Origin of the sequence: Halobiforma nitratireducens JCM 10879 (assembly GCF_000337895.1) — an archaeon.
In the GTDB taxonomy this organism is placed as follows: Archaea; Halobacteriota; Halobacteria; order Halobacteriales; family Natrialbaceae; genus Natronobacterium; species Natronobacterium nitratireducens.
Genome location: NZ_AOMA01000082.1, coordinates 1 through 25,625, shown reverse-complemented (window position 1 = coordinate 25,625; position 25,625 = coordinate 1). Strand labels below are relative to the sequence as shown.

29 protein-coding genes, 1 tRNA gene and 1 pseudogene are annotated in these 25,625 nt (G+C 64.6%); 13 read left to right on the top strand and 18 right to left on the bottom strand.

The window, feature by feature from the left end; all coding sequences use genetic code 11:
- The first annotated feature begins 36 nt into the window (after positions 1–36).
- Complete coding sequence (locus tag C446_RS08335) at positions 37–1,869, top strand: acetyl-CoA carboxylase biotin carboxylase subunit (protein ID WP_006672650.1); 1,833 nt, start codon at positions 37–39, stop codon at positions 1,867–1,869.
- 583 nt (positions 1,870–2,452) lie between these two features.
- Here the strand turns inward: C446_RS08335 and C446_RS08330 are convergent.
- Positions 2,453–3,613 carry a TIGR04053 family radical SAM/SPASM domain-containing protein gene (locus C446_RS08330; protein WP_006672649.1) on the bottom strand — a complete coding sequence of 387 codons (1,161 nt, stop codon included), beginning with the start codon at positions 3,611–3,613 and terminating at the stop codon, positions 2,453–2,455.
- A gap of 319 nt (positions 3,614–3,932) precedes the next feature.
- Here C446_RS08330 and C446_RS08325 point away from each other — a divergent pair, with 319 nt between their 5' ends.
- A complete protein-coding gene (locus C446_RS08325; protein ID WP_006672648.1) occupies positions 3,933–4,418 on the top strand; it encodes a type IV pilin in 486 nt (161 codons plus the stop codon).
- Between the two features lie 213 nt (positions 4,419–4,631).
- On the opposite strand, the gene C446_RS08320 is transcribed toward C446_RS08325, so the two are convergent.
- The gene (locus C446_RS08320; protein WP_006672647.1) at positions 4,632–5,102 is read right to left on the bottom strand and encodes a ubiquitin family protein; all 471 of its coding nucleotides are present in this window, start codon (positions 5,100–5,102) and stop codon (positions 4,632–4,634) included.
- 88 nt (positions 5,103–5,190) lie between these two features.
- Between C446_RS08320 and C446_RS08315 the strand changes: the two genes are divergently transcribed.
- A complete protein-coding gene (locus C446_RS08315) occupies positions 5,191–6,564 on the top strand; it encodes a heme-copper oxidase family protein (protein ID WP_006672646.1) in 1,374 nt (457 codons plus the stop codon).
- Between the two features lie 33 nt (positions 6,565–6,597).
- Here the strand turns inward: C446_RS08315 and C446_RS19985 are convergent, their stop codons facing one another.
- The 5 genes from C446_RS19985 to C446_RS08295 form a co-directional block, all read right to left on the bottom strand.
- Positions 6,598–7,134 carry a hypothetical protein gene (locus C446_RS19985; protein WP_239639483.1) on the bottom strand — a complete coding sequence of 179 codons (537 nt, stop codon included), beginning with the start codon at positions 7,132–7,134 and terminating at the stop codon, positions 6,598–6,600.
- Positions 7,125–7,823: a hypothetical protein gene (locus tag C446_RS19980; protein ID WP_239639482.1), complete on the bottom strand. Its 699-nt coding sequence runs from the start codon at positions 7,821–7,823 to the stop codon at positions 7,125–7,127. Before C446_RS19980 ends, C446_RS19985 begins: the two co-directional genes overlap by 10 nt.
- Before the next feature lie 3 nt (positions 7,824–7,826).
- A complete protein-coding gene (locus tag C446_RS08305) occupies positions 7,827–8,435 on the bottom strand; it encodes a hypothetical protein (protein WP_006672645.1) in 609 nt (202 codons plus the stop codon).
- Between the two features lie 61 nt (positions 8,436–8,496).
- A complete protein-coding gene (locus tag C446_RS08300; RefSeq protein ID WP_006672644.1) occupies positions 8,497–9,120 on the bottom strand; it encodes a universal stress protein in 624 nt (207 codons plus the stop codon).
- An 83-nt stretch (positions 9,121–9,203) separates the two neighbouring features.
- Positions 9,204–9,662, bottom strand: coding sequence for a universal stress protein (locus C446_RS08295; RefSeq protein WP_006672643.1), 459 nt, complete (start codon positions 9,660–9,662; stop codon positions 9,204–9,206).
- Positions 9,663–9,835: 173 nt separating this feature from the next.
- Here C446_RS08295 and C446_RS08290 point away from each other — a divergent pair, with 173 nt between their 5' ends.
- Positions 9,836–10,582, top strand: a complete 747-nt coding sequence (locus C446_RS08290; protein ID WP_006672642.1) for an SDR family NAD(P)-dependent oxidoreductase — start codon at positions 9,836–9,838, stop codon at positions 10,580–10,582.
- A gap of 46 nt (positions 10,583–10,628) precedes the next feature.
- Here C446_RS08290 and C446_RS19065 read toward each other — a convergent pair whose 3' ends face one another.
- The 4 genes from C446_RS19065 to C446_RS08275 all read right to left on the bottom strand — a co-directional run bounded on the left by C446_RS19065 (position 10,629) and on the right by C446_RS08275 (position 12,954).
- Entirely contained in the window at positions 10,629–10,781 is a 153-nt protein-coding gene (locus tag C446_RS19065) for a hypothetical protein (protein WP_160162960.1), read from the bottom strand.
- Between the two features lie 3 nt (positions 10,782–10,784).
- Positions 10,785–11,066 (bottom strand): DUF7123 family protein, encoded by a 282-nt coding sequence (locus C446_RS08285; RefSeq protein WP_006672641.1) that lies wholly within the window; start codon positions 11,064–11,066, stop codon positions 10,785–10,787.
- Positions 11,067–11,073: 7 nt separating this feature from the next.
- Positions 11,074–11,256, bottom strand: a complete 183-nt coding sequence (locus C446_RS08280) for a hypothetical protein (RefSeq protein ID WP_239639481.1) — start codon at positions 11,254–11,256, stop codon at positions 11,074–11,076.
- A 444-nt stretch (positions 11,257–11,700) separates the two neighbouring features.
- The gene (locus tag C446_RS08275; RefSeq protein WP_006672639.1) at positions 11,701–12,954 is read right to left on the bottom strand and encodes a digeranylgeranylglycerophospholipid reductase; all 1,254 of its coding nucleotides are present in this window, start codon (positions 12,952–12,954) and stop codon (positions 11,701–11,703) included.
- A 210-nt stretch (positions 12,955–13,164) separates the two neighbouring features.
- Between C446_RS08275 and C446_RS08270 the strand changes: the two genes are divergently transcribed.
- Entirely contained in the window at positions 13,165–13,944 is a 780-nt protein-coding gene (locus C446_RS08270) for a DUF7839 domain-containing protein (RefSeq protein WP_006672638.1), read from the top strand.
- A gap of 90 nt (positions 13,945–14,034) precedes the next feature.
- Here C446_RS08270 and C446_RS08265 read toward each other — a convergent pair whose 3' ends face one another.
- From C446_RS08265 to C446_RS08245, 6 genes are all read right to left on the bottom strand, one after another.
- Complete coding sequence (locus tag C446_RS08265; protein WP_006672637.1) at positions 14,035–15,414, bottom strand: flavin monoamine oxidase family protein; 1,380 nt, start codon at positions 15,412–15,414, stop codon at positions 14,035–14,037.
- Positions 15,415–15,486: 72 nt separating this feature from the next.
- The gene (locus tag C446_RS08260) at positions 15,487–16,257 is read right to left on the bottom strand and encodes a proteasome assembly chaperone family protein (RefSeq protein ID WP_006672636.1); all 771 of its coding nucleotides are present in this window, start codon (positions 16,255–16,257) and stop codon (positions 15,487–15,489) included.
- A 7-nt stretch (positions 16,258–16,264) separates the two neighbouring features.
- A complete protein-coding gene (locus tag C446_RS17950; RefSeq protein WP_006672635.1) occupies positions 16,265–16,444 on the bottom strand; it encodes an RNA-protein complex protein Nop10 in 180 nt (59 codons plus the stop codon).
- Positions 16,445–16,474: 30 nt separating this feature from the next.
- Positions 16,475–17,275, bottom strand: coding sequence for a translation initiation factor IF-2 subunit alpha (locus tag C446_RS08255; protein ID WP_006672634.1), 801 nt, complete (start codon positions 17,273–17,275; stop codon positions 16,475–16,477).
- Positions 17,272–17,445 carry a 30S ribosomal protein S27e gene (locus C446_RS08250; RefSeq protein ID WP_006672633.1) on the bottom strand — a complete coding sequence of 58 codons (174 nt, stop codon included), beginning with the start codon at positions 17,443–17,445 and terminating at the stop codon, positions 17,272–17,274. Before C446_RS08250 ends, C446_RS08255 begins: the two co-directional genes overlap by 4 nt.
- A gap of 5 nt (positions 17,446–17,450) precedes the next feature.
- Positions 17,451–17,732 (bottom strand): 50S ribosomal protein L44e, encoded by a 282-nt coding sequence (locus tag C446_RS08245; RefSeq protein WP_006672632.1) that lies wholly within the window; start codon positions 17,730–17,732, stop codon positions 17,451–17,453.
- Positions 17,733–18,056: 324 nt separating this feature from the next.
- On the opposite strand from C446_RS08245, the gene C446_RS08240 reads away from it, so the two are divergent.
- The 8 genes from C446_RS08240 to C446_RS08205 all read left to right on the top strand — a co-directional run bounded on the left by C446_RS08240 (position 18,057) and on the right by C446_RS08205 (position 24,877).
- Positions 18,057–18,323 carry an HAH_0734 family protein gene (locus C446_RS08240; protein WP_006672631.1) on the top strand — a complete coding sequence of 89 codons (267 nt, stop codon included), beginning with the start codon at positions 18,057–18,059 and terminating at the stop codon, positions 18,321–18,323.
- A 216-nt stretch (positions 18,324–18,539) separates the two neighbouring features.
- The gene (locus C446_RS08235; RefSeq protein ID WP_006672630.1) at positions 18,540–19,400 is read left to right on the top strand and encodes a glycosyltransferase; all 861 of its coding nucleotides are present in this window, start codon (positions 18,540–18,542) and stop codon (positions 19,398–19,400) included.
- Positions 19,393–19,839, top strand: a complete 447-nt coding sequence (locus C446_RS08230) for a GtrA family protein (protein WP_006672629.1) — start codon at positions 19,393–19,395, stop codon at positions 19,837–19,839. The genes C446_RS08235 and C446_RS08230 overlap by 8 nt, the downstream gene beginning before the upstream one ends.
- Before the next feature lie 66 nt (positions 19,840–19,905).
- Positions 19,906–19,980: transfer RNA gene (locus C446_RS08225), tRNA-Met, on the top strand.
- A gap of 188 nt (positions 19,981–20,168) precedes the next feature.
- Complete coding sequence (locus C446_RS08220; protein ID WP_006672628.1) at positions 20,169–21,125, top strand: hypothetical protein; 957 nt, start codon at positions 20,169–20,171, stop codon at positions 21,123–21,125.
- Between the two features lie 95 nt (positions 21,126–21,220).
- A complete protein-coding gene (locus tag C446_RS08215) occupies positions 21,221–22,414 on the top strand; it encodes an ABC transporter permease (protein ID WP_006672627.1) in 1,194 nt (397 codons plus the stop codon).
- Entirely contained in the window at positions 22,411–23,526 is a 1,116-nt protein-coding gene (locus C446_RS08210) for an ABC transporter ATP-binding protein (RefSeq protein ID WP_006672626.1), read from the top strand. The genes C446_RS08215 and C446_RS08210 overlap by 4 nt, the downstream gene beginning before the upstream one ends.
- Positions 23,519–24,877 (top strand): ABC transporter ATP-binding protein, encoded by a 1,359-nt coding sequence (locus C446_RS08205; protein WP_204365912.1) that lies wholly within the window; start codon positions 23,519–23,521, stop codon positions 24,875–24,877. The genes C446_RS08210 and C446_RS08205 overlap by 8 nt, the downstream gene beginning before the upstream one ends.
- Before the next feature lie 447 nt (positions 24,878–25,324).
- Here the strand turns inward: C446_RS08205 and C446_RS17945 are convergent.
- Positions 25,325–25,625 (bottom strand): annotated as a pseudogene (locus C446_RS17945) (IS4 family transposase); the annotation flags it as partial.

The window sequence follows — 25,625 nt, the reverse complement described above, 5'->3', positions numbered from 1 at the left end:
AAGTAAGGTAGTGGCCCGACGACGGTTCCCACAGGAATGTTCAGGAAGGTCTTGGTGGCGAACCGTGGTGAAATCGCCGTCCGAGTGATGCGTGCGTGTGAAGAACTAAACGTCGGAACCGTCGCGATCTACTCGGACGCCGACAAGAACGCCGGACACGTTCGCTACGCCGACGAGGCGTACAACGTCGGCCCCGCCCGCGCGGCCGACTCCTATCTCGATCACGAGGCCGTCATCGAGGCCGCGCGCAAGGCCGATGCCGACGCTATTCATCCGGGCTATGGCTTCCTCGCCGAGAACGCCGAGTTCGCGAGCAAGGTCGAGGACGCCGAGGGCATCACCTGGATCGGCCCCTCCGCCGAGGCGATGGAGTCGCTCGGCGAGAAGACCAAGGCCCGGAAGATCATGGACGAGGCCGACGTACCGATCGTCCCCGGGACGACCGACCCCGTCACCGAACCCGAGGAGGTCAAGGAGTTCGGCGAGGAGTACGGCTACCCCATCGCCATCAAGGCCGAAGGTGGCGGCGGCGGCCGCGGCATGAAGGTCGTTCGCTCCGAAGCGGAGGTCGAGGACCAACTCGAGAGCGCCAAGCGCGAGGGTGAGGCCTACTTCGACAACGACTCGGTCTACCTCGAGCGCTACCTCGAGAACCCACGACACATCGAAGTCCAGATCGTCGCCGACGAGCACGGGAACGTCCGCCACCTCGGTGAACGGGACTGCTCGCTGCAGCGTCGTCACCAGAAGGTCATCGAGGAAGGTCCCTCGGCCGCGCTGACGGACGACCTCCGCGAGCAGATCGGCGAGGCCGCCCGCCGTGGCGTCGCCGCCGCCGACTACACCAACGCCGGCACCGTCGAGTTCCTCGTCGAGGAAGAGCCCGGCCGCGATGGACCGCTGGGACCCGACGCGAACTTCTACTTCCTCGAGGTCAACACCCGTATTCAGGTCGAACACACCGTCACCGAGGAGATCACCGGCTACGATATCGTCAAACGCCAGATACGGATCGCGGCGGGCGAGGAGATCGACTTCGAGCAGGACGATGTCGGGTTCGACGGCCACGCGATCGAGTTTCGGATCAACGCCGAAAACGCGGCCGAGGAGTTCGCGCCAGCGACCGGCGGACAGCTAGAAACGTACGACCCGCCGGGCGGGATCGGCGTTCGGCTCGACGACGCCCTGCGCCAGGGTGACGAGCTCGTCACCGACTACGATTCGATGATCGCGAAGCTGATCGTCTGGGGCGAGGACCGCGACGAGTGTATCGAGCGGTCGCTGCGTGCCCTCCGTGAGTACGACATCGAGGGTATTCCGACGATCATCCCGTTCCACCGGCTGATGCTCACCGACGAGGAGTTCGTCGAGAGTACGCACACGACGAAGTACTTAGACGAGGAGATGGATCAGAGCCGGATCGAAGAAGCCCAGCAACAGTGGGGCTCGGCGACCGAAAGCAGTGCCGGGGACGAGGAGACCGTGGAACGAGAGTTCACCGTCGAGGTCAACGGCAAGCGCTTCGACGTCGAACTCGAGGAACACGGTGCGCCCGCGATTCCAGCCGGCGACATCGATGCAAGCGGCGGTGAGCAGGCGAGTCCGCCACAGCCTGCCGGCGGCGAAAGCAGCGGTGACAGCGATATCGCCGGCGACGGCGAGACCGTCGACGCCGAGATGCAGGGAACGATCCTCGACGTCGAGGTCGAAGAAGGCGACGAGGTCGCCGCCGGTGACGTACTGGTCGTCCTCGAGGCGATGAAGATGGAAAACGACATCGTCGCGGAACGGGGCGGCACCGTCTCGGAGATTCCCGTCGAAGAGGACCAGAGCGTCGACATGGGCGATACGCTGGTCGTCCTCGAGTAGTCGAAGGCGGGCAATCCGGTCGTCCCCGTTTTCCGTTCTCCCATCCGGTCACCGGCGTCTTCCCCGTCGTATGGGCTGCTCTCGGTTCGTCGCCCCGGTTGAGACCTGGAACCAGTTCCGATCCGCGGCTGGGCCAGGACATTCGTCCGTTCCGGTCGACGCGAACACCTTCGGGGGAAAATCGAAACTGCTCCGGTCGAAACGATCGATTGCACGCGGGACCCGTCCGCCGTAACTGGCACGATCACAGCCGTGATCGTCACTGCACCGAGATAGTACTAGTAGCACTGTCGTCGCCGCGTGCGACTGCAGACGGGCGTCGATGAATCGATCGGCGCACGGTTGCACCGAGCCATCGTCAGCCGGCGACCGGGCGCTCAGTCGGTCTCGTCTACCACTTCGCGGTGGTTGTTCGGTCAGTCCCCCCGGTCGCCGATCACATCCCGATTTTTCGAGCACTGGCATCGAGAGCACAGCCCAAGAGTGTCGTCTGATCGATAACTCCGACGCGGGACTTCGTTCGAGTGCCAGGGTCGCGTCTCGTCCGGAAATGCCGAAACCAAGCGGGTTCCGACGATTCGTCTCAGTCGCCCGGCGAAGGCGTCCCGTCCTGACGCGTGGCGGACCGATCCTCGTCCCACGGCACGGGTCCGTCGTACCCCTCCGGAACGTGAGGACAGAGGGGGTCGCTCTCGAGTGGGTTGCCCGTGGTCGCGTACGCACGCGACCGACTCCCGCCACAGACGTGACGGAACTCGCAGGCTCCGCACTTGCCCTCGAGTCGGTCGCGATCCCTGAGCGACCGGAACAGCGGTGCCTCGCGATAGATTTCGTGTACCGGCTGTTCTCGAACGGAGCCGGCCGACTCGGGGAGGAACCCGGACGGGTAGACCTCACCGGTGTGGCTCACGAACGCGAAGCCGTCGCCGGCGATGATCCCCGTTCGGCGTTCGATCCCGTCGTTGGCGTCGGTTTCGCGGCTCGAGGGAGCCACATCCGCGGCTCGTTCATCCCGCTCGCGGTTGCGCTGTAACGATACCCGTCGGTACTGTGGTGCTTCAGTGGTCTTGAGTCCGAACGGCTCGGCTTCGTTGACCTCGTCGAGCCAGGCCATCACGGCGTCGGCTGCCTCGGGGTCGATCGGGTCGAGGATGCGGCCGCGGCCGATGGGAACGAGGAAGAAGACGCTCCACAGCACCGCACCGATCTCACGCAGCAGGTCCCGTATCCCGGGCAGGTCGCCGACGGTCTGCTCGCAGACAGTCGTGTTCACCTGAACCGGAAGGCCCGCTTCCCGGGCCTGTTCGACGGCCCGGATCGTTTCGTCGAAGCTGCCGTCCTCACCACGGAAGTCGTCGTGGCTCTCGGCCGTCGCGCCGTCGATACTGACGGCCATCCGTTTGAGCCCGGCGTCGGCGAGCGCCTCGATGCGGTCCCGTGTCAGCGAGTGGGTGCCGCTGGGCGTGATCGTCATCCGGAGCCCGAGCTCGTCGCCGTACGCGACGAGTTCCTCGACATCGTCGCGGACGAGCGGATCGCCGCCCGAGAGGACGACCAGTTGCCCCTCGCCGAACTCGGCGGCGTCCTCGAGCAGTCGCTTCCCCTCCTCGGTCGTGAGCTCGTCGGGATGGCGCTTGGACTGTGCGTCCGCCCGGCAGTGGTCACACGCCAGCTCGCAAGCCTGGCTGAGTTCCCAGATGAGGACGAACGGTCGTTCGGAGGTGTCGAGATTGCCGGGACGCATTGTTCGAATCTTTCGAGAGCGGGAAGGAAAGGAGCCCTCTCGTTCCCAGGGGTCGGGAAGACACTGACATGTTCGCCGACGAGTAAAAAGGCAGTAGAGTCGGGGTCCGCGCTTCGACTCCGTCGAAACCCGATAGTAGCCACTGCAAGTCAGTGCGCCCCTGATCGGTAGACGGATCGACGATCAGTGTGGAATCGTTGCAGTTGGTGCTATAGCGGCCCGCCCTCCTCGTCGCCGGGCCCGACAGACGGTGGTAACCAGACCCTGGCCGGCCCTATCCACCGGATAACCAGGGTGAAGCGGGTCGACGAACGGACTGATGTCGTTTTCGTCAGGACCCGACCAGTCGGAGAACTCGCGGGATCGCTCGCTGCGATCGGACGACCTCGGCGTTTCACCGATCGTCGGCGTCGTCTTGCTGCTCGCTATTACGGTCGTTCTGGCCGGCGCGGTACACGTGTTCGCGTTCGGGATCGTCGACAGTTCTATGCCCCTCGAGACACAGCCGAAGGCCGCGTTCACGTTCGACTCGGCTGACTGCAAGGGCGACGGGATCGAGATCGGACACGTCGCTGGGGACTCGATCCCGGCGGACGAACTCTACGTGACGGTGGACAACCGCGACCTGTCGGGATCGTGGGCTGCCCCGAAAGGGTACTCCACGTCGAACGTCGCCGATGGATCGGTGTCCGCCGGCGACGTCGCGACCGTCTGTGCCGACGATCTCGACGGGGAAACCGTTCGGGTGAGGTGGCAATCCGACTCGGGTGATCGGTCCGCGATTCTCGCTGAATGGGCCGGGTAGCGATCGGCGCGCCGTCGTTTCGCGACTCGAGACCGATTGGCATGATCGGACTGTGGGCACTTCCTGACGTGATGGAATAACGTGTGTGGACGCGATGCGTGACGGACTCGGCGTCGCTCGTGGGCTCACTCGTGCCGGAGTGTGGGCTCGAGTGAAGACGGCCGAAACGCCTCCGGACGACGGTTCGTATCCTCGCCTGGCGGCCCGAAGCAGCTAACAACAGAACAGAAACGGGTAGATCAACGCCACGCGGTCGTCGTCCGTGAGTTCGGTCTCGAACCCCTCGTAGTGCTCGTTGAACCGACCGTTGATACAGACGCGTGCGTAGGTGCTCGTCTGTTCGCCTTCGGGGTTCTTCCGCCACGTTCCCGGAAGCTCCTCGGGCGACTCGGCCCAGCCGTGGGCCGTAGCCTCCTCTTCGGTCTCGGCGATGAGCATGTCTTCGACGTCGTACTCCGCAAAGAAAGCCTCGAAGAAGTCCCGGAGGCGATCACCCTCGAACCGAAACTCGAGTTGGTGGGTCCCGACGGCCTCGCGGACGTGACCGGTACAGCGGACCTCGACGGTAGTGGTCGCTCGTTCGGGCGGTGTGTCGGCGTCGGCGTCGGTTTCGCTCCCGTGGTCGGAATCGGAATCGCAATCGCGATCGCGTCGCCGCTCCTGGCTCGTTGTGTCGGCTGACATGCCCGTTTCTACGCCGTCGAGCCGCGAAAGGGCCACTCCGAACACGTTCGGACACAAGCGGACGGCGGTGGGACGCTAACCCTGAACCATGAACCGAATCCCCGGCGGACTACGGACCGATCAGCAGCCGCCGATGGCGATCCCGTTCCGCCATTTCGTCCTCTCGCTTGCGTTTCTGGTAGGTGGGGTCGTCGGCGGTACCGTGATGGCCGTTCGGACGCTTCCCGGCCTGGCCGAGGTCGCACACGTCCACGTTCTCCTGCTTGGCTGGGTCGGCGTGACGATCATGGGCGCGATGACCCAGTTCGTGCCCGTCTGGTCCGGCGTATCGATCCACTCACGGCGGCTCGCCGTCGCTCAGTTGTGGCTCGTCGTCGGCGGACTGGCCGCGTTCGTCCCCGTGTTACTCGCGGGCGAACTCGCCTGGCTCGCCGTCGCCGCTGTCCCGCTGCTCGTCGGCGTCTGGCTGTTCGTCTACAACGTCGGTCGGACGCTGTGGCGAGCCCGACCACTCGAGTTCACGGAGCGTCACTTCGCCGTCGCGTTAGCCAGTTTCGCCCTGCTCGCTCCCCTCGGCTATCTGCTCGCGGTCGATTTCACGACGCCGTTGCTCGAGGGGACGTTCCTCGACCGCGGCGACGTCTTGCTCTTGCACGCGACGCTCGCGCTGTACGGCGCAGTCGTCGCGACGATCATCGGCGCGCTCGTCCAGCTCGCGAAGATGTTCGCGCAGTTCGACCTCGAGGCGCTCGACGATCGACTGCTCGCACTCGAGCAACCCCTCTTCGTGGTCGGGCTCGCGGCCTTCGCCGCGGGACGGGGGCTGGGGCTCGAGCCGCTCGCACGGATCGGTGCCGTGTTCCTCCTGGTTGGCCTGATCGCCGTCGCGGTCGTCGTCACGCGGATTCTCGCCGGCTCGACCGCGGAACGGTCGCCGATGACGGATCGATACTGGATCGTCGTCGCTTCGCTGTACGCCTGGGTCTTCCTCACGCTCCCGGCCTGGTGGGTCGACCCGCTTGGCCCCGCGGGGCTGTTCGGCCACCCCGACGCGACGAACCTCCTCGTGTTCGGCGTCTTCGCGTTCGTCGTCGTCGGCTCGCTGTACCACATCGTCCCGTTTATCCTCTGGCTCGAGCAGTACAGCGACCGTCTCGGATTCGAGCAGGTGCCGATGATCGACGATCTCTACGACGATCGGCTCGAGCGGGCCGACTTCGCCCTGACGGTCGTCGGCTTCGCGGGTATGGCTGTGGCACCGCTTTTCGACCTCCCTGCCGCGGTCAGTGCAGCGAGCGGGCTGCTGGCGACGGTCGGTTTCTGTCTGTTCGTCGTGAACGTGCTCCTGACGATCCACCGGCACGGTCCTGGTGGGATCGTGGGGGCGTTCCTGACGCTCGAGGACGGCGACGGCTCCGACGAACCTGCAGATGTCGCCGACGTGGACGTCGACGGCACCTGATCTCGATCGTCTTCGGTGAGGGTGATCCGGCCACTAACTGAACCCCCGTTCGCTGAATATCGTTCCGAGGACAGTCGCGTAGAGCACTGCACCGATCACCGACAGCACACGCCCGACGACGACCGTCGGCGCGGCCGCGAGCAAGGCGACGGCCTCGAGGAGGAGGCCGGTGCCAAGCGCGACGACTGCCGCTCCCGCCGTGCGGTCGTCGACGTATCGGCGACTCGCGATTCCGGGTGGATAAAAGAAATAGGTCACGCCGACGATCGTCAACCCGAGGAATCCGCCGACTGCGAGCCGGTAGTGTGCCTCGAACGCGCTGCCCGGAACGGCCTCGGGAAGGGCGGCAAACGAGATTCCGAGCAGTGCCGCGAGCACGCCGAACAAGACGGCCACGAGCACAGTTCGACCGCCAACCCGGGACCTGTCGCTCCGTCGGTACATATCACCGTACGCGGCCGCGAATCCGACCAGCGCGACCGTCTGGAAGACGGCCCCGACCTGGAACACCGACCCCCCATAGAAGTCGACTGCGATCAGTGCCGGCCCGGTCGCCCCGGTCACGAGCACGACGACCACGAGCGGAAACGGGGATTCGACGGCCAGCAGACGCGGCAGGAGCCGGAACCCGATTCCGAAGACGACAGCGTCGCGGTTCCCGCGGCGAGCAGGTGTGTCACGGCGGGCCCAGTCAGTGAGAACAGTCCGGGCAGTCCGGGAAGCGATCCGAGCGTGGCCGCCAGCGCGAGCGACGATCCCACGAACAGGTACGCGAGCACGAGCGGGACGACGGCGTTGGCAACCCGGTCGACGCGTTTGCGATCCGCGTCGACGTTCCCGGTCCCCGTCTCGGAGCCGGTCGGATCGTCTCCAATCGTCCAGCCGATCGTCGCGACGAAGACGAGACAGCCGACGAACCAGAGGAAGAGTCCCGCCGCCTCGAGTGCGGCCGAGCCGACGACCGCAGTACCGAAAAACGCACCGACGGTTCCGAGCGCGGCCATCGGTAGGTGGATCGACGGTGCTCGTGGCACGGCGAGATCACGGGCGAAGTACGAAGGCACCAGCGCATATGCCTTCCCGAAGACGACGTGGAAAACGAAGCCGAAAAGCCCCAGCGAGACGGTCGCCGAGCGGGGGTAGTCCGCGAGTGTGGCAAAGTGCCAGGCGACGAAGAAGCCGACCCCGGTGATGACGAAGAGACGAGCCCAGCGCGTTATCGTAGCCGATGCCGGCGTTCCGCCCGATTCGGAACCCATCGATCAGAACGGCGATCGTGTCTGTTCGCCCGCTTCGTCGTCGTCCGCCCGTTCCTCGGACGCTTCCGCTCCCGGAACCCGTCCGGTCTCGAGGAACTGTTTCTCCAGACGCTCGAGCGTGTCGTTGAGCCCCGCGGCCTGGTGGTGGGAGCGACGAACGCGAACGCGAACGAGCTCGTACTGGTGACGGTCCGAGAGTCCGTTCCAGGCCCGGAAGGAACCTTTCGTGAGGGCGTCGGCCTGGGGACAAAACTCGGTCGTCGGCGTAAACTCCGCCCGGAGAACCGTCGGATCGTCGGCCTCGACGGCGTACCGGTAACCGGCCTCGGGATGGCGGTGATCGAGGTTGAGCCGCGCGAGGTTGTAGCCGAAGGTCGCGTCGTAGACGCCGCGTTCCTCGAACAACTCCTCGGTCAGTTCGTGGAACGCGACGTGCTCTTCGTCGACGAGCAGATCGTGACCCTCGAGAAACGACCCGGGGTCCGGGACGTTCTCGGGAACGAACTCGGCGATTTCGTCGAAACCGTCGCCGTCCGCCGTCGCGCCTCTCGAGAACGGGTTCATCTCGGTCGAACGTAGGGGATCGACGGCCCAGAAACTCGCCCCGAACATGTGCCTGCTCCGACCCCGACGGTCCGACGGTCTCACGATCCCAGGTCGAAAAGCGATACCACTACTCCGCGTCCGCCTCGAGCGAATCGACCGCCGCCTCCTCGGTCACACCGTCGACGCGGACCTCGAGGGGCCCGTCCTCGGTCTCGAACGGCACTCGCCAGGTACCGCTGACGCGGTGGATCGATCCTGCAACCGACTGGGCGGGAGTGCCACGTTCCTCGAGAGCGTCGCGAGCGATCCGTTCGGCCTCGTCCTCGTCGTCGATCCGCAGTTTGTCACCCAACCGAACCGTGACGACGGGAACGTCGGCCATACGAACGAGCCGTTCCGTGACGCTGCCGACGAGGACGCGGTCGATTCCCGTCCGACCCTGCGTCCCCATCACGATGGCGTCGATTCCTTCCGCGTCCGCATACGCGAGGATTTCCTCGTGAGGGACACCCTGTCGAACAGCGGTGACGGCGTCGACGCCCCGCCGTCGGGCTTCGAACTCGACGTGATCTACCGCCCGCCGGGCCGCCGGCGTCGCCTCCTCGCTCTCGAGGGGCCCGAGGGGGCCTTCCGGAACGACCGACAGGGCGTGTACGGTCGCGTCGAACCGCTCGGCGATCGCCAACCCGTGTTCGATTGACCGCCGAGTGTCGTCGCTCCCGTCCGTCGGAATGAGGACGTCGTGGTACATCGGTCGGTCCTTGGGATGGGGCGCTTAAATAGCCTCGAGTCGTCGAACGTGTCGACCCGCGTTCGGGGCGACGCGCCGAACCGTCACTCGTTCCCGCGAACGAACGTTACCGGACACGGCGACGAGAGCAACACCTCCTGGGCGGTCGATCCGAACACCGCCTTCCCGGCCGGCGAGCGTCGCCGGCCGCCGACGAGCACGCGGTCCGCGTCGGCCTCGAGCGCGAGGTCGACGATCGCGGGCCCGTGATCACCGACGGTCCCGCGTACGTCGTACTCGACTTCGTGTTCGGCTAAATCGCTCCCGAGTTCGCGGATCGTCGAATGGCGGGCCGCGACCTCGTCGGGTTCGACGTCGGAGCCAGTCTCGAACTCGAGGCGATCGAGCACCTCGTCGTACTCGTCGTCGGTGAAGACGTGTGCGAGGACGACCGTCGCGTCGGCGGGCGCGGCGACCTCGAGTACCGCCTCGCTGAGTTCGTCGATACGATCGGCGTCACCGGGACCGACGGCGAGAAGAACCGTCTCGAGTGCTACCGTCATACCACTCAGTAACCGGCCCGGGTGACGTAAAACCCCTTGTCGGTGGACGTTTCGCCGGGTGTGACCTTCCGGACCGTCGATTCCGTTGGCGGACCCGCTCCCGGACGGTTTGTGTTTCGAACCGGGGTTCCGCGACCGGGGTACTTTTCCACGCGCTCGCCGACCACACCGGCATGGACGGACCAGACCTCTCGAACCGGACCGTACTCGTCACGGGCAGCGCGAAAGGCGTCGGCCGCGAACTCCTCCTGGCGACGGCCGACTGTGGCGCGAAAACCGCCGTCCACTATCACACCAGTTCGGACGCCGCCCAGGACGTTGCCGACGCGGCCCGCGAGCGGGGAGCCGAAGCAGCGACGGCCGTCCAGGCCGACGTGACCGACCCCGATAGCGTCGACGAACTGTTCTCGGCGATCGAGTCCGAACTCGGAACCGTCGACGTCCTCGTGAACAACGTCGGCGATTTCGCCCCCACCCACTGGGACGACCTCGAGTTCGAGACCTGGAAGCGGGTCTTTGCGACCAACGTCGACGGAACCTACCTCTGCTCGAAGCGTGCGCTGCCGGCGATGCGCGACGAGGAAACCGAGTATGCCCGGATCGTCAACGTCGGGTACGCGTCCTCGGAGACGGGGCTGGTGAGCCCGCGGAACTTCCCGTACTTCGCCGCGAAAGCGAGCGTCTTGATGTTCACTCGTATGCTCGCTGCCGATACGCAAGACGACGGGATCACCGTCAACGCCATCTCGCCGTACGTCGTCGAAAACTCCGACGTATTCCCCGAGGAGCTCCCACGGGATCGACCTGCGAGTTACGAAGATCTGATCCAGCCGCTGTACTTCTTCCTCGATCCGGAGACGGACTACGTCAGCGGCGAGAACGTCGAAGTCGACGGCGGTTGGCTACCGGAACGCGTCTAACGGCAGCCGGTGCTTGGAGGGCCGTTTCCCGAGGTTTCTGGAGGACCTATTCGCAATCTACTTGCGTGCGCTTGGCAGACCGCGACTCGAGCGTCGCGGCGACTTGCTCGACGGCCTCGGCTGCGGCCTGGGCGCGTTCGTCGTCCGTAAGCGGGGACGTGGAAATCGACACCGTGTCGGAGGGCTGTCGTACTCCCATCGGTTACGACCCGTCCGAGACCCGCCAGGTCGTTGCGGACGTGTACGACCACTTCTCGATCTCGAGGTCGTCGACCGAATCCTGCAACTGGACCATCAACGCGCCGATCTCTTTCGGCGACAGATCGACATCGTCCGCGATGAACTTACCTTTCACGTAGAGGTCTCCGGACTTGCGCTCGAGTTCGTTCTTGAAGTAGTCGACGAGACGCTGTGCTTTGGAGGAACGGCTGGTTTGAGACTCGGACTGGGTCTGGGTCTGGGTTTGGGATGCGCTCGTACTCATGATTGTGTTAGTGGGGACTGTGACTGTGACCGACGATTGCACACGCACTGTACGCCGCGAGGAATCCGATCGCAGTCGGCAGCGTAATCGACGCGACTCCCGTCGCGAGCGCGACGAAAGCCAGCATGGGCAGCAGAATCGTCGTCCAGAACGCGATCGCTCGAACCGGAGGGAGGACGGATTCGCTCACGACGGTCGCCACTCGCCGGGCGGCGGGGCGAGCGTGAGGATCCGTATTCGGGGTCGGCAACATGATTCGACTCACTCACCCCTTGCAGGTTCGATCCCATATAACGGATATATCATTAGCTGTGATTCATTTTGTTTCACGACTGACGCCGCTTGTCAGTCGTTTCGTGTCGTTTCATAAAAACATAAAACACTCTCAGGAACCATTAGACATTTTAAAACCGGTGGAGAATCAGTATCGGAAGTTCGCCCGGGTAGCGTTGCAAAACGTCACCCCCTGCTGTTTTCGGTTTCGAACTCCCGCCCGCCGCCGAAAAAGCGACGGCGGCCCCATCGATGTCGGCGGCCGTCGGCAAACTGCGACCCGAGCGAACCGGTCCAGACCGCTTGTCGGCATCCACCGTGGGTCCGGAACGGCAAATTATCGCTCTTCGAAACTCAGCCGTTAGAAAAGCGACCGCAGCGTATCGAGGCCGATTTCCCGTCGAGCGAACGTCGCGAGCATCGGCAGATCACCGGCCTCGAGCAGTCTGAGGATCGCTCCGATATCGCCCCGGTTTGCCTTCGCCAGGGTGTTGTCGTCGAGCCGACCGAGGTCGGCCATCAACTGGTCGTACCGTTCGTTCTCGGCGAGATACAGGAGTTTTGTCATCAGCAGCCGCTTTTGCATGTTCGGCGCGACCTCGCGGTGCCACAGCGTCTCGTAGACCTCGAGGTTCTCCGCGGTCGGCTCGAGGTCGCCGTGTTTGAGACAGCTATCGACCGCGGCGGCGGCCATCCGTCCCGACTGCATGCACTTGTTGATACCCTCACCCCAGAGCGGATCGACCGTCGGCACGGTGTCGCCGATAGCCATGAACCGATCCGTATGCATCGCTCCTGGCATCTGGATATGTGCCGAACCGCGGTGTTGCTTGCCCTCGATACGTTCGGCTTCCCGGAACCGCGGATCGGTCTCGAGCCAGTGTGAGAGGTAGTCGTCGATGGTGTAGCCGTCTTTGGCGTACCGCTGGTGGTAGCCGTTCTGGATGTAACAGAGACCGACCTTGGCGGTGTCCGCACCGGTGTGGAAAATCCAGGAGTAGCCGCCTGGTGCGATCTCGTGGTCGAGACGCAGCATCATCGCGTCCCGGAGGTCCGCGAAACCGGGGCGGTCGATGTCGATTCCCTCGAGTTCGTACTCGATGCCGACCGCGTGGTTCTTGCGCTCGAGTTCGCTAACCCCCAGTTTTTTCGCCAGCGGGGCGCTCGGCCCCGTCGCATCGATGACGACGTCGCCGTACACTTCCTCGTCGCCGTTGTACTCGACACCGACGATCTCGCCGTTTTCCATGATCGGACCCGTCACGCGCGCGCCGAACCGATACTCCGCACCGTCGTCGCGGCTGTCCTCGACGAGGAAGCGTTTGAAGTCGGCAAATTCGAGGACAGCACCGGGTTGCTCCCGGACGTAATGGTCCGTCGGCGACTCGAGGACGACGCTGTCTGTGTACTGCATCACGACATCGTCGGGGATACCGAACGATGCCATCATCGACGGGAACGTCCCAGCCGTCGACTTGTTGCTCTGTCGGGGGAATCCGTCTTCGGACTCGGTTTCCAGGACGACGACGTCGTAGCCTCTCGTCGCGAGGTCGCGCGCACACTGTCCGCCGGCGGGACCGGCACCGGCGATCACTACGTCGTAGCGGTCGTTCATAACCTCCGAACTATCTCGAAGCCTAATTAGTCTGTTCGGTCGATCTCCGATATCAAATATAGTATGTGTCGGGAAAAGAACTCCATCGGCCCTTGATTCGAATCGATTCCGTTTTCGCACGAGGGCGGGCTCGAACGGAACCCGAAACGGCGTCCGTTCCCCGACCGGCGACCGCGTACCTTTTTGCTCCGCTCGCCAAAAGCGTTCGATATGGTCGACGTCCTCGACAACAAGCGGGCCGCGACGCGGTTTCGCATCCTCGTTCAGATCGCCGAGCGCCAGCCCGCGGTGAGCCAGGGGGAGATCGCCGAGGAAGTCGGCGTTACGAGCCAGGCCGTCAGCGAGTACATCCGCGAACTCGTCGACGACGGTCTCGTCGAGAAGGAAGGCCGGTCGCGCTACCGCGTCACCAAAGAAGGAGTCGACTGGCTCTTCCAGGCCGCCGGCGATGTCCGGCGGTTCGCGAATCACGTCACCGAAGACGTTCTCGGTGCGATGGGCGAAGACGCTGCCATCGCAACCGAGGACCTCGAAGAGGGAGACATCGTGTCCCTCTCGGTCACGGACGGTCTTCTTCACGCGACTCCCGGCGACGACGGGCCGGCTACCGGCGTCGCGACGACCGACGCCGACGCCGGGACAGACGTCGGCGTCACGAGCTTCGAGGGCGTCATCGACCTCGAGCCCGGTTCGGTCACGGTGTTGCAGGTCCCTGCGGTCCGCTCGGGCGGAAGCCGGGCCGTCGACCGTGAAACGGTCGTCGAAACCTGCGATGGAGCCGACGTGACCGTCGCGACCGGTATCGAGGCGGTCGTCGCCTGTCGGGACGTCGACGCCGACCCTGCGGTCACGTTCGCCGTCGGGGAGGTCGCCGCCGACGCCGCCGAACGCGGGCTCGAGGTCACCGCGGTTGCGACGACGGACGCGGTCGGCCGCGTTACCGACGTGCTCCGGGACGCCGACGTCTCCTACGAAGTGCTCGAGGCGTAGCTCTACCGGTTGCTCCGCCGGTCGACCGAACCGTACCCGAGGGCGGCCCAAATCGCTCCCCTGTGGTGCGTCCGCCCTCTCGGTATCCGATCACTGCTCACGAGCGTCGTCGAGAACCGCGCTTGCGGCTCGTTCTCCCGACCGAATCGCCCCCTCCATGAAGCCACGTCCCTCGAGGGCCGTCTCCGATCCCGCCCAGTGGACGCCCTCGACTGGCTCCCGAAGCGCGTCGCCACAGCTCGTCAGCGTCCCCGGTGTCATCACGGCGTTGTACCCACCACTCGACCACTGCGTCTTCGACCAGGCTTCGTCGACGTACTCGAGGGGGGTCGCCGCCTGCGTCCCGAAGTAGCGCTCGAGGTCGTCCAGTACTCGTTCCCGGCGCTCGGCGAGCGGTCGATCGCTCCACTCGAAGGCGTCGGCACCGGCGACGAACCCGACGAGGTGTCCGCGATCCGTGTTCGGACGGGTTCCGTCGGCGACCTCGGCTACGATTCCGTCGGCCGCGAGCACCGAACCGGAGTAGCCGTCGGCGCGCCAGAACGGGCTCTCGTACGCCGCGACGAACTTGATCACCGCACCCATCGGCATACGCTGTCCCAGCCCTCGCCGCCGGGCGGGCAGCGGCGGCTCGTGATCGATCCGCTCGACGAGCGGCGGCGGGACGGCGACGATGGCGTCCGAGACGACGTAGGTGTCATCGTCAGACGCGAGCGTCACGTCGTCGCCGCGTCGGTCGATCCGGCGAACCGGCTCGTTCAGCCGGATCGCGATCACGTCCTCGAGGTCGTCGGCCAGCCGCGTCGAGAGCTGCTGGCTGCCGCCGACGAGCCGGTGTTGCTGGGTCACACTGACGGAATCGGTCGCCAGCTCGAGTCCGCCGGCGGCGTCGACGGCCGTCAGAAAGTACAGGAGCGACATCTCGCTCGGCTCGACGGTGAACTCCGCACGAACGAACGCGTCGAACGCCTCCCGTGCGGCTGTGGTCTCCATCGTCTCTCGTTTCCAGGATTCGACCGTCGTCGCGTCCCACGTGTCGGCCTCGGGTGCGTCCCGGGGCGTCTCGAAGGGGACATCACGACGGAGCGACTCGACCCGGTCTGCAGCCTCGCGTAGCTCCGTAGCCGATTCGGACGGCAGCGCCTGGACTCGATCCTCGTGTTCGAACAGGTCACCAGCTACGGCGACCCGGTCGAGCCCGTCCCCGTACTGCTCGGAGAGCTCGAGATCGAACTCCTCGACCAATGCGAGGACGCGGTCGTGTTCGGCTCCGATCCACTCTGCGCCACGGTCGATCGTTTCCCCGGTCGACAGCGACTCCCCGACAGTACGCCCGCCGACGCGCCCGCGGGCCTCGAGGACGACCACGTCCAGTCCCGCCTCGGCCAGTTCTCGTGTCGCCGTCAGACCGGCAAGCCCCGCACCGACGACGCCGACGTCGTATCGGTTCGCGTCTCGAAAGTCGCTCATACGGAGCGTCGGTGTTCGAGAGAAAATAGCGTTTGGACCTGCGATCGACTGGGGGGACGAGGAAATCCGACCCTAGCCGATATAGCGAAGATCGTCGTCGGTCGGTACCTGCTGTTGTTGCTGTTGCTGTTCCATCTCCTGGATCTTGCCGACGACTTCCTCCATCTCTTCGGCTCGGTCGTCGAGCGACTCGTAGTCGAGTTCGAACTCGAGCAGTTCCTCGAGAACCTCGAGTACCGCACGGGCGCTTTTCGGATCGACGAGGTAGCCGCTGGTCTCGCCCATCAGGCAGGCCGCTTCGAAGCCACGGCGCTCGCCAAGCCCCAGCAGGAGCCCCGAGACCCCGACGATACCGCCAGCGGGCTCGTCTTCACGGAACTCGACTCCGACCTCTTCGAACGGCTCGCACATCGATTCGTCGCTGACGGCACCGACGACGGCGTACTCCTCGATGAGTTCGCCCGTCGGGACGCCGCCGAGTGCGAACAGCTCCGACGCGCCGAACTCCTCGGCGATATCGAGAATCGCGTCGGTCAGCACGTAGTGGCCCGTGTTGGACTGGGCCTGGTGGTCACCAGTCAGTACGAGCAGATCGCGACCGTCCTCGACTGAGACGGCGTGTATCTCCGCACACGTCAACTCGGAGACCCCATCCTCGACGCTGACCTTGGGCGGGAACTCGCGGGAGTAGAGACGACGAACGAGCGTGCTGTCGCCCGCGAGTTCCTCGAGCAGGTGATCGCCCGCGAGCTTGCCGACGTGTCCGACGCCGGGCAGCCCCTCGACGAGCACGGGGTCGTCCAGTTCCGCTTCGGCGACCGCGTCGATCTCGAGTTCGTCCATACCGATATCAGCGATTGCGACGCTTAAGAGACCGTCGGTACTCGCCGTACGGGTCTTCGGGATCGAACGGCGCGGGCGCGCTGTTTTCGGCGTCGGCCCCACAGTCGGGACACTCGGTAGAAAGGGTGTACACCGGGCGGTCGTGTCGCTCGCGCCACGCCGAACACACCCGGATATCCGATTTCACGTTCTCGACACTCCGTTGGATTCAGCCGCGTTACTCCTCGTCGGTACGGCGTTCGCGGTGGTACTCGCCGTCGCCACCTTCGTCCTCGATCGCGGCGACGGCACGCTCCGCGCTCGCCTCGAGTTGCGACTCGGCGGTCTTGTAGTTGGGTGCCTGTACCTCGATGCGGTACTCGGGAGCACCAACGTAGCTGACCTCGAGGTCGACTTCCTCGGGGACCTCGCCGTTGCCTTCGGCAGCTTCGAGGGCATTGCGGATACCGTCGACGCCGCTTGGCGAGGGGTTCTCGAGATCGACGTAGCCGGTGACGTTGACGTACGGCACCGAGACGTTCTCGCGGGCCGTGTCGACGATCGCGTCGACTTCGTCGTCGTCGAGATCGGTCCCCTCGAGGGCTTCGTTGCCGTGGATAGCGGCCTGCTTGAAGCCGTCGTAGAGGCTGCCGTGCTCGCCGATCAGCTCGTTTGCGATCGCCGTGTAGGTCTCGTCGTCGGTGTCCTCACCCAGCGCGAGCTCCATCCAGTTGTCGGCCTTCTGTTCGTTTTTCCACTGCTGGATCTTCTCGGAGCGCTGGTGGTCGTTGACGTCTTTCAGCGAGAGGTCGATCTGCTGGGAGTCCTGGTCGACGTCGAGCACCTTACAGACGACGATCTGGCCCTCGCGGACGTGGTCGCGGACGTTCTTGATCCATCCACTGGCAACCTCCGAGATGTGGATGAGGCCGCGTTTGTCCTCGTACTCCTCGAGGTCGACGAAGACGCCGAAGTCCTCGATCTCGTCGATCTTGCCGACGACGAGTTCGCCGGAGTCGGGCCAGCCGCTGTATTTCATCGTGACTCGACTGTTTCGATGACTTCGTGTTCGATCTCGGCTTTCCCACCGGTCGGGCGGGCAAGCGTCGTTCCGCAGACGGCGCAGGCGACCTCGGTGGAGGCCTTGCCGAAGACGACCTGTTCGTTCTCGCAGTCACCACATCGGACGGAGTAGAAGTTTCCTGCCATCGTAATCACTCCTGGAACTCGAGTCGGCCGGCACGCCATCCTTCGCGGAGGTGGGCCTTGCCACACTCGCTGCAGCGGTACTTGAGATCGGTCTTCTTGGTGGGCTTCTCGCCGGCTGGCACCTTCGAGAAGCGACCGGAGTTACCGATGCTCGAGGTGTGTCGCTTGGTTCGGCGAGCGTCCCACTTCATCCCGGTCGATCGACCGGTTCGGGTCTTCTCGACTTCGTGTTCGTGGTGTTCGTGGCAGTGCGGGCAGTACGTATTGAATCGGCGTGGCATCTGCATGGTTATCTCACTTGCCGTGGCCTAAGACGGGGCCGTTTAAAACCCGTTTGGTTCGCCGTCGTCGGATCGACCCAGGACAGGACGGCGTCGTCGGGCGACGGTCGGTCTGGATGGTCGTCACGGTCCCGATCGACCGTGTCCCTGGGGAGAAAGGATGAGCGCGTAGCGGCTGGTCGGGTCCGTCACGGTAGCTATAGTAGTCGCTGTACGTCAGTGCACACCTGATCGCCAGACTGTTCGGCGATCAGCGTGCAAATCGTTGCAGCTGTTACTATGCTGTGCTCGTTCGAAGCGTTTAATCCACTCTCTTCCGAACGTCGACCTATGAAACAGCTCATCATCCACGGGGACCCAGGAATTCGAAAGGGAGCCATCGTGGAACACGACGGCGAAGAGCTGGTCTGTTTCGGGATCAACCGCAACGGCGAGTGGCACGGACCCGAGGAGGTCCAGCTGTGGTGTACCGTCGGCGACCAGTCCGAGTACGAGGACTACGAGAAACGAAACTTCATCCCGCACTTCCTCGATGTCGACCGCGCCGACGCCGAGGAGATCGAGGTCGTCCGAGAGAACGGCGACCTCGCGATGTAACGACTCCGCGACTCCCTCGAAGCACACGCACACTCGCTGCCGGCCGTGTCCACCGAATCGTCTCGCAGTCTCTCTACCGTAACGCCTGCGTCCACAGCTCCCGCCCTCGAGTTGTCGTTGCCCGCCTTGCGCTTTTCGCTCGAGTTCGGTCACCGAGCTGACAACGGTGGCCCCTTCCAGCACGTTTTTGGGGTATCAATGGGACGGTACTGACGAATGAGCCGGACGCTCGGCCTCGTCGTTCCGGCGTTCCGCCCGAACGTCGACGCCCTTCGCGCGTACGTGATCGAACTTGAGAAGCGTCTCGATCCCGAAACGATCCGGATCGAACTCGACGATCCCGACCCCGGGACGGTCGAGCGACTCGAGGCTGTCCCCGCGACGATCAACGCTGTCGAGGGCCGGCGCGGGAAAGGCGCAGCAGTGACCGCCGGATTCTGCGCGCTCGAGACGGAGCTTCGAGCGTTCGTCGACGCGGACGGGAGCACGGCGGTGCACTCGGTCGAACGGATCGTAGAACGCATACGGGAGGGCGAGTCGGAACTGGTGATCGGCTCCCGCCGGCATCCGGAAGCCGACGTCCGCTCGAGCCAGTCGGCGTTCCGGGAGCAACTCGGTGACGGGTTCGCGTGGCTCGCTCGGCGGTTGCTCTCGATTTCGGTGTCGGACTATCAGTGTGGCGCGAAAGCCATCGAGGCCGACGCCTGGCGGTCGGTCTGTCCCCACCTCAGCGAGCACGGTTTCGCCTGGGACGTAGAGCTACTCGCGCTCGTCGACGCGCTGGGCTATCGCGTCGAGGAGGTCCCGGTCACGTGGGCGGACGCGCCCGACTCGACCGTCTCGTCGGTCGAAACGCCGCTGGAACTCGCGCGCGGAGCCCTCCGGGCGCGCCACCGCGCGAAACGCATCGGGGACACGGGCGGTGGACTCCACGCCGCACTCGCGAAGCGACGATCGGAACCGACACGCGTAATCGAACGCCTCGGGATCGAGCCGGGAGAGGCCGGCTCCAGTCCCGGCCCCGGCCCCGGCCCCGGGTCCGCATCCGGGCCGGACCGAAACGCCGACGATGACTGACTCACTGCTCGAGGCGGTTCGGATGCGCGCTCGAGCGCTGGTGTCGGTGACTCGGTTCAGTCAGTTCGCCGGCGTTGGCGTCGTCGGCGCGGCGGTCGACAACGGCGTACTGTTGTTGCTCGTCGAACTCGCGGAGCTTGGGTTCGTTTCCGCGAAGGTGATCGCCTGGGTGGTCGCAATCGCTGTCATCTTCACTATCAACGAATCCTGGACGTTCTCGACGTTCGGGGCGATGTCTCCCAGGGCACTTCTCAAACGACTCCTCCGATCGTATACGGTCCGATTCGGCGGTTTTCTGGTGACACTTGGCGTGTACACGGCGTTGATTGAACTGTTCGGCGTCTGGTACCTACTCGCGAACGTCGTCGGGATCGGCGTCGGCTTCTTCGTCAACTACACCTTCGAGAGCCTCTTCACCTGGAAGGTCCACCGCGAGTAACGCCACGAATCCCCACACGGCGATCGAATCACAACCCTTAATTAGTGCACTCGGTTACGATATGGTAGCGGGATGGGATAGCCAGGAGATTCCGGCGGGCTCATAACCCGCAGATCGGTAGTTCAAATCTACCTCCCGCTACTTTTCACTGACTCACTGACTCACTGACGAACACCGGACGCCGGGGTGTGACTCAGGGACAGTGACGCCGAGCGGACCGACGTTTCCGAACTCCCGAGCGTGACGAGCGTCGCTCGAGAACGGTGCAGTCGAATAGTACACGTCGCTATCCCGCACCTGTTTTCACGCCACGATTCCAACCACGCGGTATGTCCGGCCAGTCTACGTCGCTCCTCGAGCGCGTCCGTAATCCAGAGTACACGGGTGACAATCGATGTCTTCCGTGTACTGCGGTCAACGTCGTCATCGCGCTCGTCGCGAGCGCACTGCTTGCGATTGCGTCCCGCGGCGTCGCAGTCGTCGCGTTCGGCGGCTCACTGCTTGCCATCTATCTTCGTGGCTACCTCGTTCCGGGGACGCCGACGCTCACGAAACGATATTTCCCCGATCGGGTCCTCGCGCTGTTCGACAAGGAACCCCATCCAGTCACCGAGACGCGGACTTCGAGCGTGGAACCGACAGGAGACGGTTCCAACGCGGCCCCACCGGCGGACGACGATCCTGCCGCCGAGGAGTGGGAAACCGTCGCGGAGATCGAGCGCCACGAACGACAGGCCGTCGACCCAGAGACGTTCTTGCTCGAGATCGACGCCGTCGAACCGTGTGAGGACGTCGACGACCTCTGTCTGACCGACGAGTTCGCAGCACGCGTCGAACGGGCGGTAGACCGGCTCGTCGGTGACGGGTCCGATCTCGACTCTGATCCCGATGTCGTCGCGGACCTGTTCGGCACCGACCCGTCAGTCGTCGACGTCAAAGACCGCGACTACCCCGCGATCGAAGTCGGCCGTCGCATCCACAAGTGGCCCGGTGACGCTGCCTTCGTCGCCGACCTCGCGACTCACGACGCGCTGGCCGCTCGGACCGACCGCTGGGAGACGGTGCCGCCGGGACAGCGGATCGAACTGCTCGAGGCCTTGCGATCGTTCCACGTCGCCTGTCCGCTCTGTGACGGCCCGATCGAGCTAACCGAGGACGCCGTCGAATCCTGCTGTCGCGCATACGAGGTGCTCGCGCTCGGTTGCAGCGAGTGTGGCGAGCCCTTACTCGAGTTCGATCCGAACGAAATTCGAGGGCAGGATGCCGACGGCGGCGTCCAACCCTGACGTTCGAACGAGCGCCGCCCCGTCGACGGTCTCGAGAAACCGGCTATTGCGAACATTTATTGAACGGTAGTATATCACTACGACCATCCGCCCCCATGCGCGACACCGACGACACCCGCCGTTTCGAACGGGTAGACTGGGACGAGATCGAACGTTCCAGCGGAGTCGCGACGCCGCCACGGATCGCGTTCGTACTCGGTGTCGTCACGCTCGCGGGGCTGTACGCACTCGAGACGAGTAGGACCGTTTCGCTCGGCTGGCAACTCGAGCGGATCGACTGGGTGATCGGGCTGGGACTGGTGGTTCTGACGTCGTTTCTCGTCGTCCCGGCCGTCCGTCGTCCCGACATCACGCGACGCGTTCTGACGCGGCTCGTCTCGCGTCCGATACACGCGGTCGGTGTCGGCGTGTTCGCCGTGATTTCGCTCGTCGGCATCGTCGGTCCAGTCGTTCTCAGCGCTCCCGATCTGGCGTTCGAACACCGCTTGCACTCGCCGTACGGGTTCACGAGTGAGGCCGGCTGGCACGCGGAATGCCTCGGCGAGATTCACGAGGGAGAAGGCATCACACGGTACTGCGATGGCTCGCTCACTTACCCGCTCGGGACGAACCACCGCGGTCACCCGATGGGATATCTCGTCGTCGAGGGCGCACGGATCGCCCTCTACGTGCTCGTGTTCACCGCCGCGTTCATCGTTCCGCTGGCTGCGATCGTGGGCGTCGTCGCCGGGTTCCGCGGCGGTCGGATCGATGACCTGCTGACGAGTTACGTCGACGTACAGCTGTGTATCCCCGCTATCGTCGCCTTCTTCATCGGATACATGTACTGGAACGTCTCGTTGCTCCTGTTGCTCGTGATGTTCGGACTGCTCAGCTGGGGTGGGATCGCCCGTCTCGTCCGAAGCGAGACGCTGCAGCGTCGCGAGGATGGCCACGTTCTCGTCGCCAGAAGCCTCGGCGCGTCGCCGGTCTACATCGCGAAACGCCACATCGTTCCGAACATCACGAACACCCTCGTCCCGGCGGTGTTTCACCTGCTCGCGCTGTTGGTCCTCGTCGAGGCCGGCGTGGCGTTTCTCGGGTTCCACCACATCGAACTCTACTCGTGGGGGTCGACGATCCAGGAGGGGCTCGATCCGCCGGTGACCGGCGTGGGACTCAGTATGAATCCCCACGAAATCTGGTGGGTTTCGACGTTTCCCGCCATCGCCCTGACGGCGACTCTCGCGTCGTTGAAACTGGTCGGTGACGGCCTTCGCGACGCGCTCGATCCGAGACAGAACCCATGACGATGAGTACGGACGATACGGCGACGGACAGTTCGAACGCGGCGACCGAACCGATGGAGACGGAGCCGCTCTTGCGGGTCCAAAACCTCCGAACGATGATCCGAACCGAGAGGGAGACGATCCGTGCGGTCGACGGTGTGGATTTTCAGGTCGAGCGCGGAGAGACCGTCTGTCTGGTCGGCGAATCCGGCTCGGGAAAAAGCATCACCTGCGAGACACTGACCGGGATCGTCCCCCAGCCGCCGGCGGAGATCGTCGGCGGAACGATCGAGTTCGACGGCGAGCCGATTCACGACGCGACCGAATCAGAACGACGAGCGATCCGGGGCAGTCGCATCGCACACGTCTTCCAGAACCCACAGAGCGCGCTCGACCCGGTGTACACGGTCGGCGATCAGCTCGCCGAGGCCATCGAGATACACGAGGACGTTACCGACACGGAGGTACGTACACGCAGTGTCGACCTTCTGCAACGGGTAGGCATCCCGAACGCGCCGTCCCGTATCGACGACTACCCCCACGAGTTCTCCGGGGGAATGCAACAGCGAGTCGCTCTCGCAATCGCGCTGGCGTGCGATCCTGATCTGCTGATCGCCGACGAGCCGACGACCGCCGTCGACGTTACCGTCCAGGCGCGACTGATCGAACTCTTCCGAGAACTGACCGACGGCGGAATGTCCCTTCTGTTGGTGACTCACGACCTCCGTGTGGTCGCGTCTCTCGCCGATCGCGTACTCGTCATGTTCGGCGGCACGATCGTCGAACGCGGTCCGGTCGAGCGACTGTTCGATCGGCCGGCCCACCCCTACACTCGCGAACTGATGGACAGTCACGACGGCGTCTCCAGACGCGACGAGCGGTCGGCTCGAGGCTCGATCCCGGCCGATGGCTGTCGGTTTCGCGAGGAGTGTCCACACGCGATCGACGACTGTGGGGGTGACGGACAACCCGATTTCTATCCCGTCGACGGACGCGACGAGCATCGGACCTCCTGTGTCTTCTACGCGCCGGGCCGGGACGCCGGAACGGTCGTCGAACCGGTCGAGTCGACGACATCGGACCACACCCGGCCAGTCGACGGCGCTGCCCCCGGAGGTGAGAGCCGTGACTGACCTCGACGACGCCGGCCCGGAAGACACTGCCGACGCCGAGAGGGGTGACCGGGAGGTGCTGCTAGAGGTCGACGATCTCGAGACGCACTTCCCGATCACGAAGGGGTTCCTTCGCCGGGAAGTCGGTCGCGTTCGGGCCGTCGACGGAGTTAGCTTTCGGGTCCGTCGCGGGGAGACGTTCGGCCTCGTCGGTGAATCCGGCTCCGGCAAAACGACGACTGCGCTGTCGACGCTCCGTCTCGAGGAGCCGACCGGCGGGGAGATCCGCTTCGACAGCGAGTCGGTCACGGAGTTGTCGGGCGCGGCCCTCCGGTCGTTCCGCCGACGCGCCCAGTTGATCGTCCAGGACCCAAACGACGCGTTCAACCCACGGCTGACCGTCGGCGAAGCGGTCGCAGAACCGCTCGCGCTCCACGGCATGGACGACGCCGCCCGGCGACGAGCGATCGTCGCCGACCTTCTCGAGCGCGTCGGACTCTCGGCCGACGACGCGGACCGGTATCCACACGAGTTCTCTGGTGGGGAGAAACAGCGGATCGCTATCGCCCGGGCGCTCGTCCTCAATCCGGACCTGATCGTCGCCGACGAACCCACGAGCGCGCTCGACGGCCGCGTCCAGTCCGACGTCCTCGCGTTGCTCGACGAGATTCGACGGGAGTTCGACGTCGCGATCCTGTTCATCAGCCACGATATCGACGTCGTCAGACAGTTCTGTGACCGACTCGCCGTCATGTATCTCGGCGAGATCGTCGAACGGGGCCCGACCGAGAAGGTGCTTGCGTCCCCTGCACATCCGTACACGAGAGTGCTGTTAGGTTCGGTGCCGAGCCTGGACCCGGCCGATCGGGAACTCGTTCGCCCGCTTACCGACGCCGTCCCGGAGCCCAGCGACCCGCCATCGGGCTGTCGATTCCACCCCCGCTGTCCCGAGGTCATCCCGCCGGCAGGTCTCGACCTCGAGCCCGACATCTGGGAGGCGATCGCCGCGTTTCGGTTCTCGGTGCACACGGGCGAACTGCCACCGGCGGTCGACGTGAGCCGGGGCCGAACGGATCGCTCCGCGATCGACGAGGAGACCGTCCGAGACGCCTTCGGCCTCCCCACGACGATTTCGGACGCCCACGCCGCTCGGGCCGTCGACGATGCGGTCGAGGCGATCGCCAGCGGCGACCTCGAGGGCGCGAGCGACCGACTCGCCGACGCGTTCCCGACCGTGTGTGAACGCGACTCCCCTGACGACGGTGACGCGTGTGAGAGACAGGTCCGGTGTCACCGGTACGACTCGACGCTCGAGGCAGAGCCACGATCGTCGGCGGGGCGTTTCGACGTCGAACCCGATCCCACGGGGTGACTGTGCGGTCGCGTTCCGGACCGGGGGGTGACTCGTCTTCTGGCGCACCGTCATCTGTTCTAGTTTAGTGGCGGAGTGAAGCAGCATCTCAGCGGAAACTGTACCTAATTGGGAAGCTATTGGCTCAGGAGACTGGGTTNCATCTGTTCTAGTTTAGTGGCGGAGTGAAGCAGCATCTCAGCGGAAACTGTACCTAATTGGGAAGCTATTGGCTCAGGAGACTGGGTTCGCTGGAGCAGTCAGTACGGATTCGTCGTGTGATACCTTCGAGGCGGCGCACTCACGGCTGTAAGTGTGTTGCCGTTCCAGAGCTGCTGCTATTGAGACAGGGGCTGCCCCGGTCGTCAGGCGAGTTCGTTACCAGAACTCGCCTGACTCAACCTNGTGTTGCCGTTCCAGAGCTGCTGCTATTGAGACAGGGGCTGCCCCGGTCGTCAGGCGAGTTCGTTACCAGAACTCGCCTGACTCAACCTGCTCACGTAATCTCGGACGATGCGGATTTGGATCACGTGAAGCCCACAGCAACAACTCATCTAAATCCGGGAGTTCGTACCCTAAATCGAGCATCACGTACAACTGAATCAGGTGTGCATGGCGTTCGACAGCGTGAGAACATCGTCGACGAGGAAGTTGCGGCGACGACGCCGCAGCGTCGTCGGCGCTTTCCCGTTGTTCTGCGTCCAGTTTCCGGAGTTCATCGACGATAACACGGCTCATCAGCAGCGAGATTGCGGCCATGATGACCAGT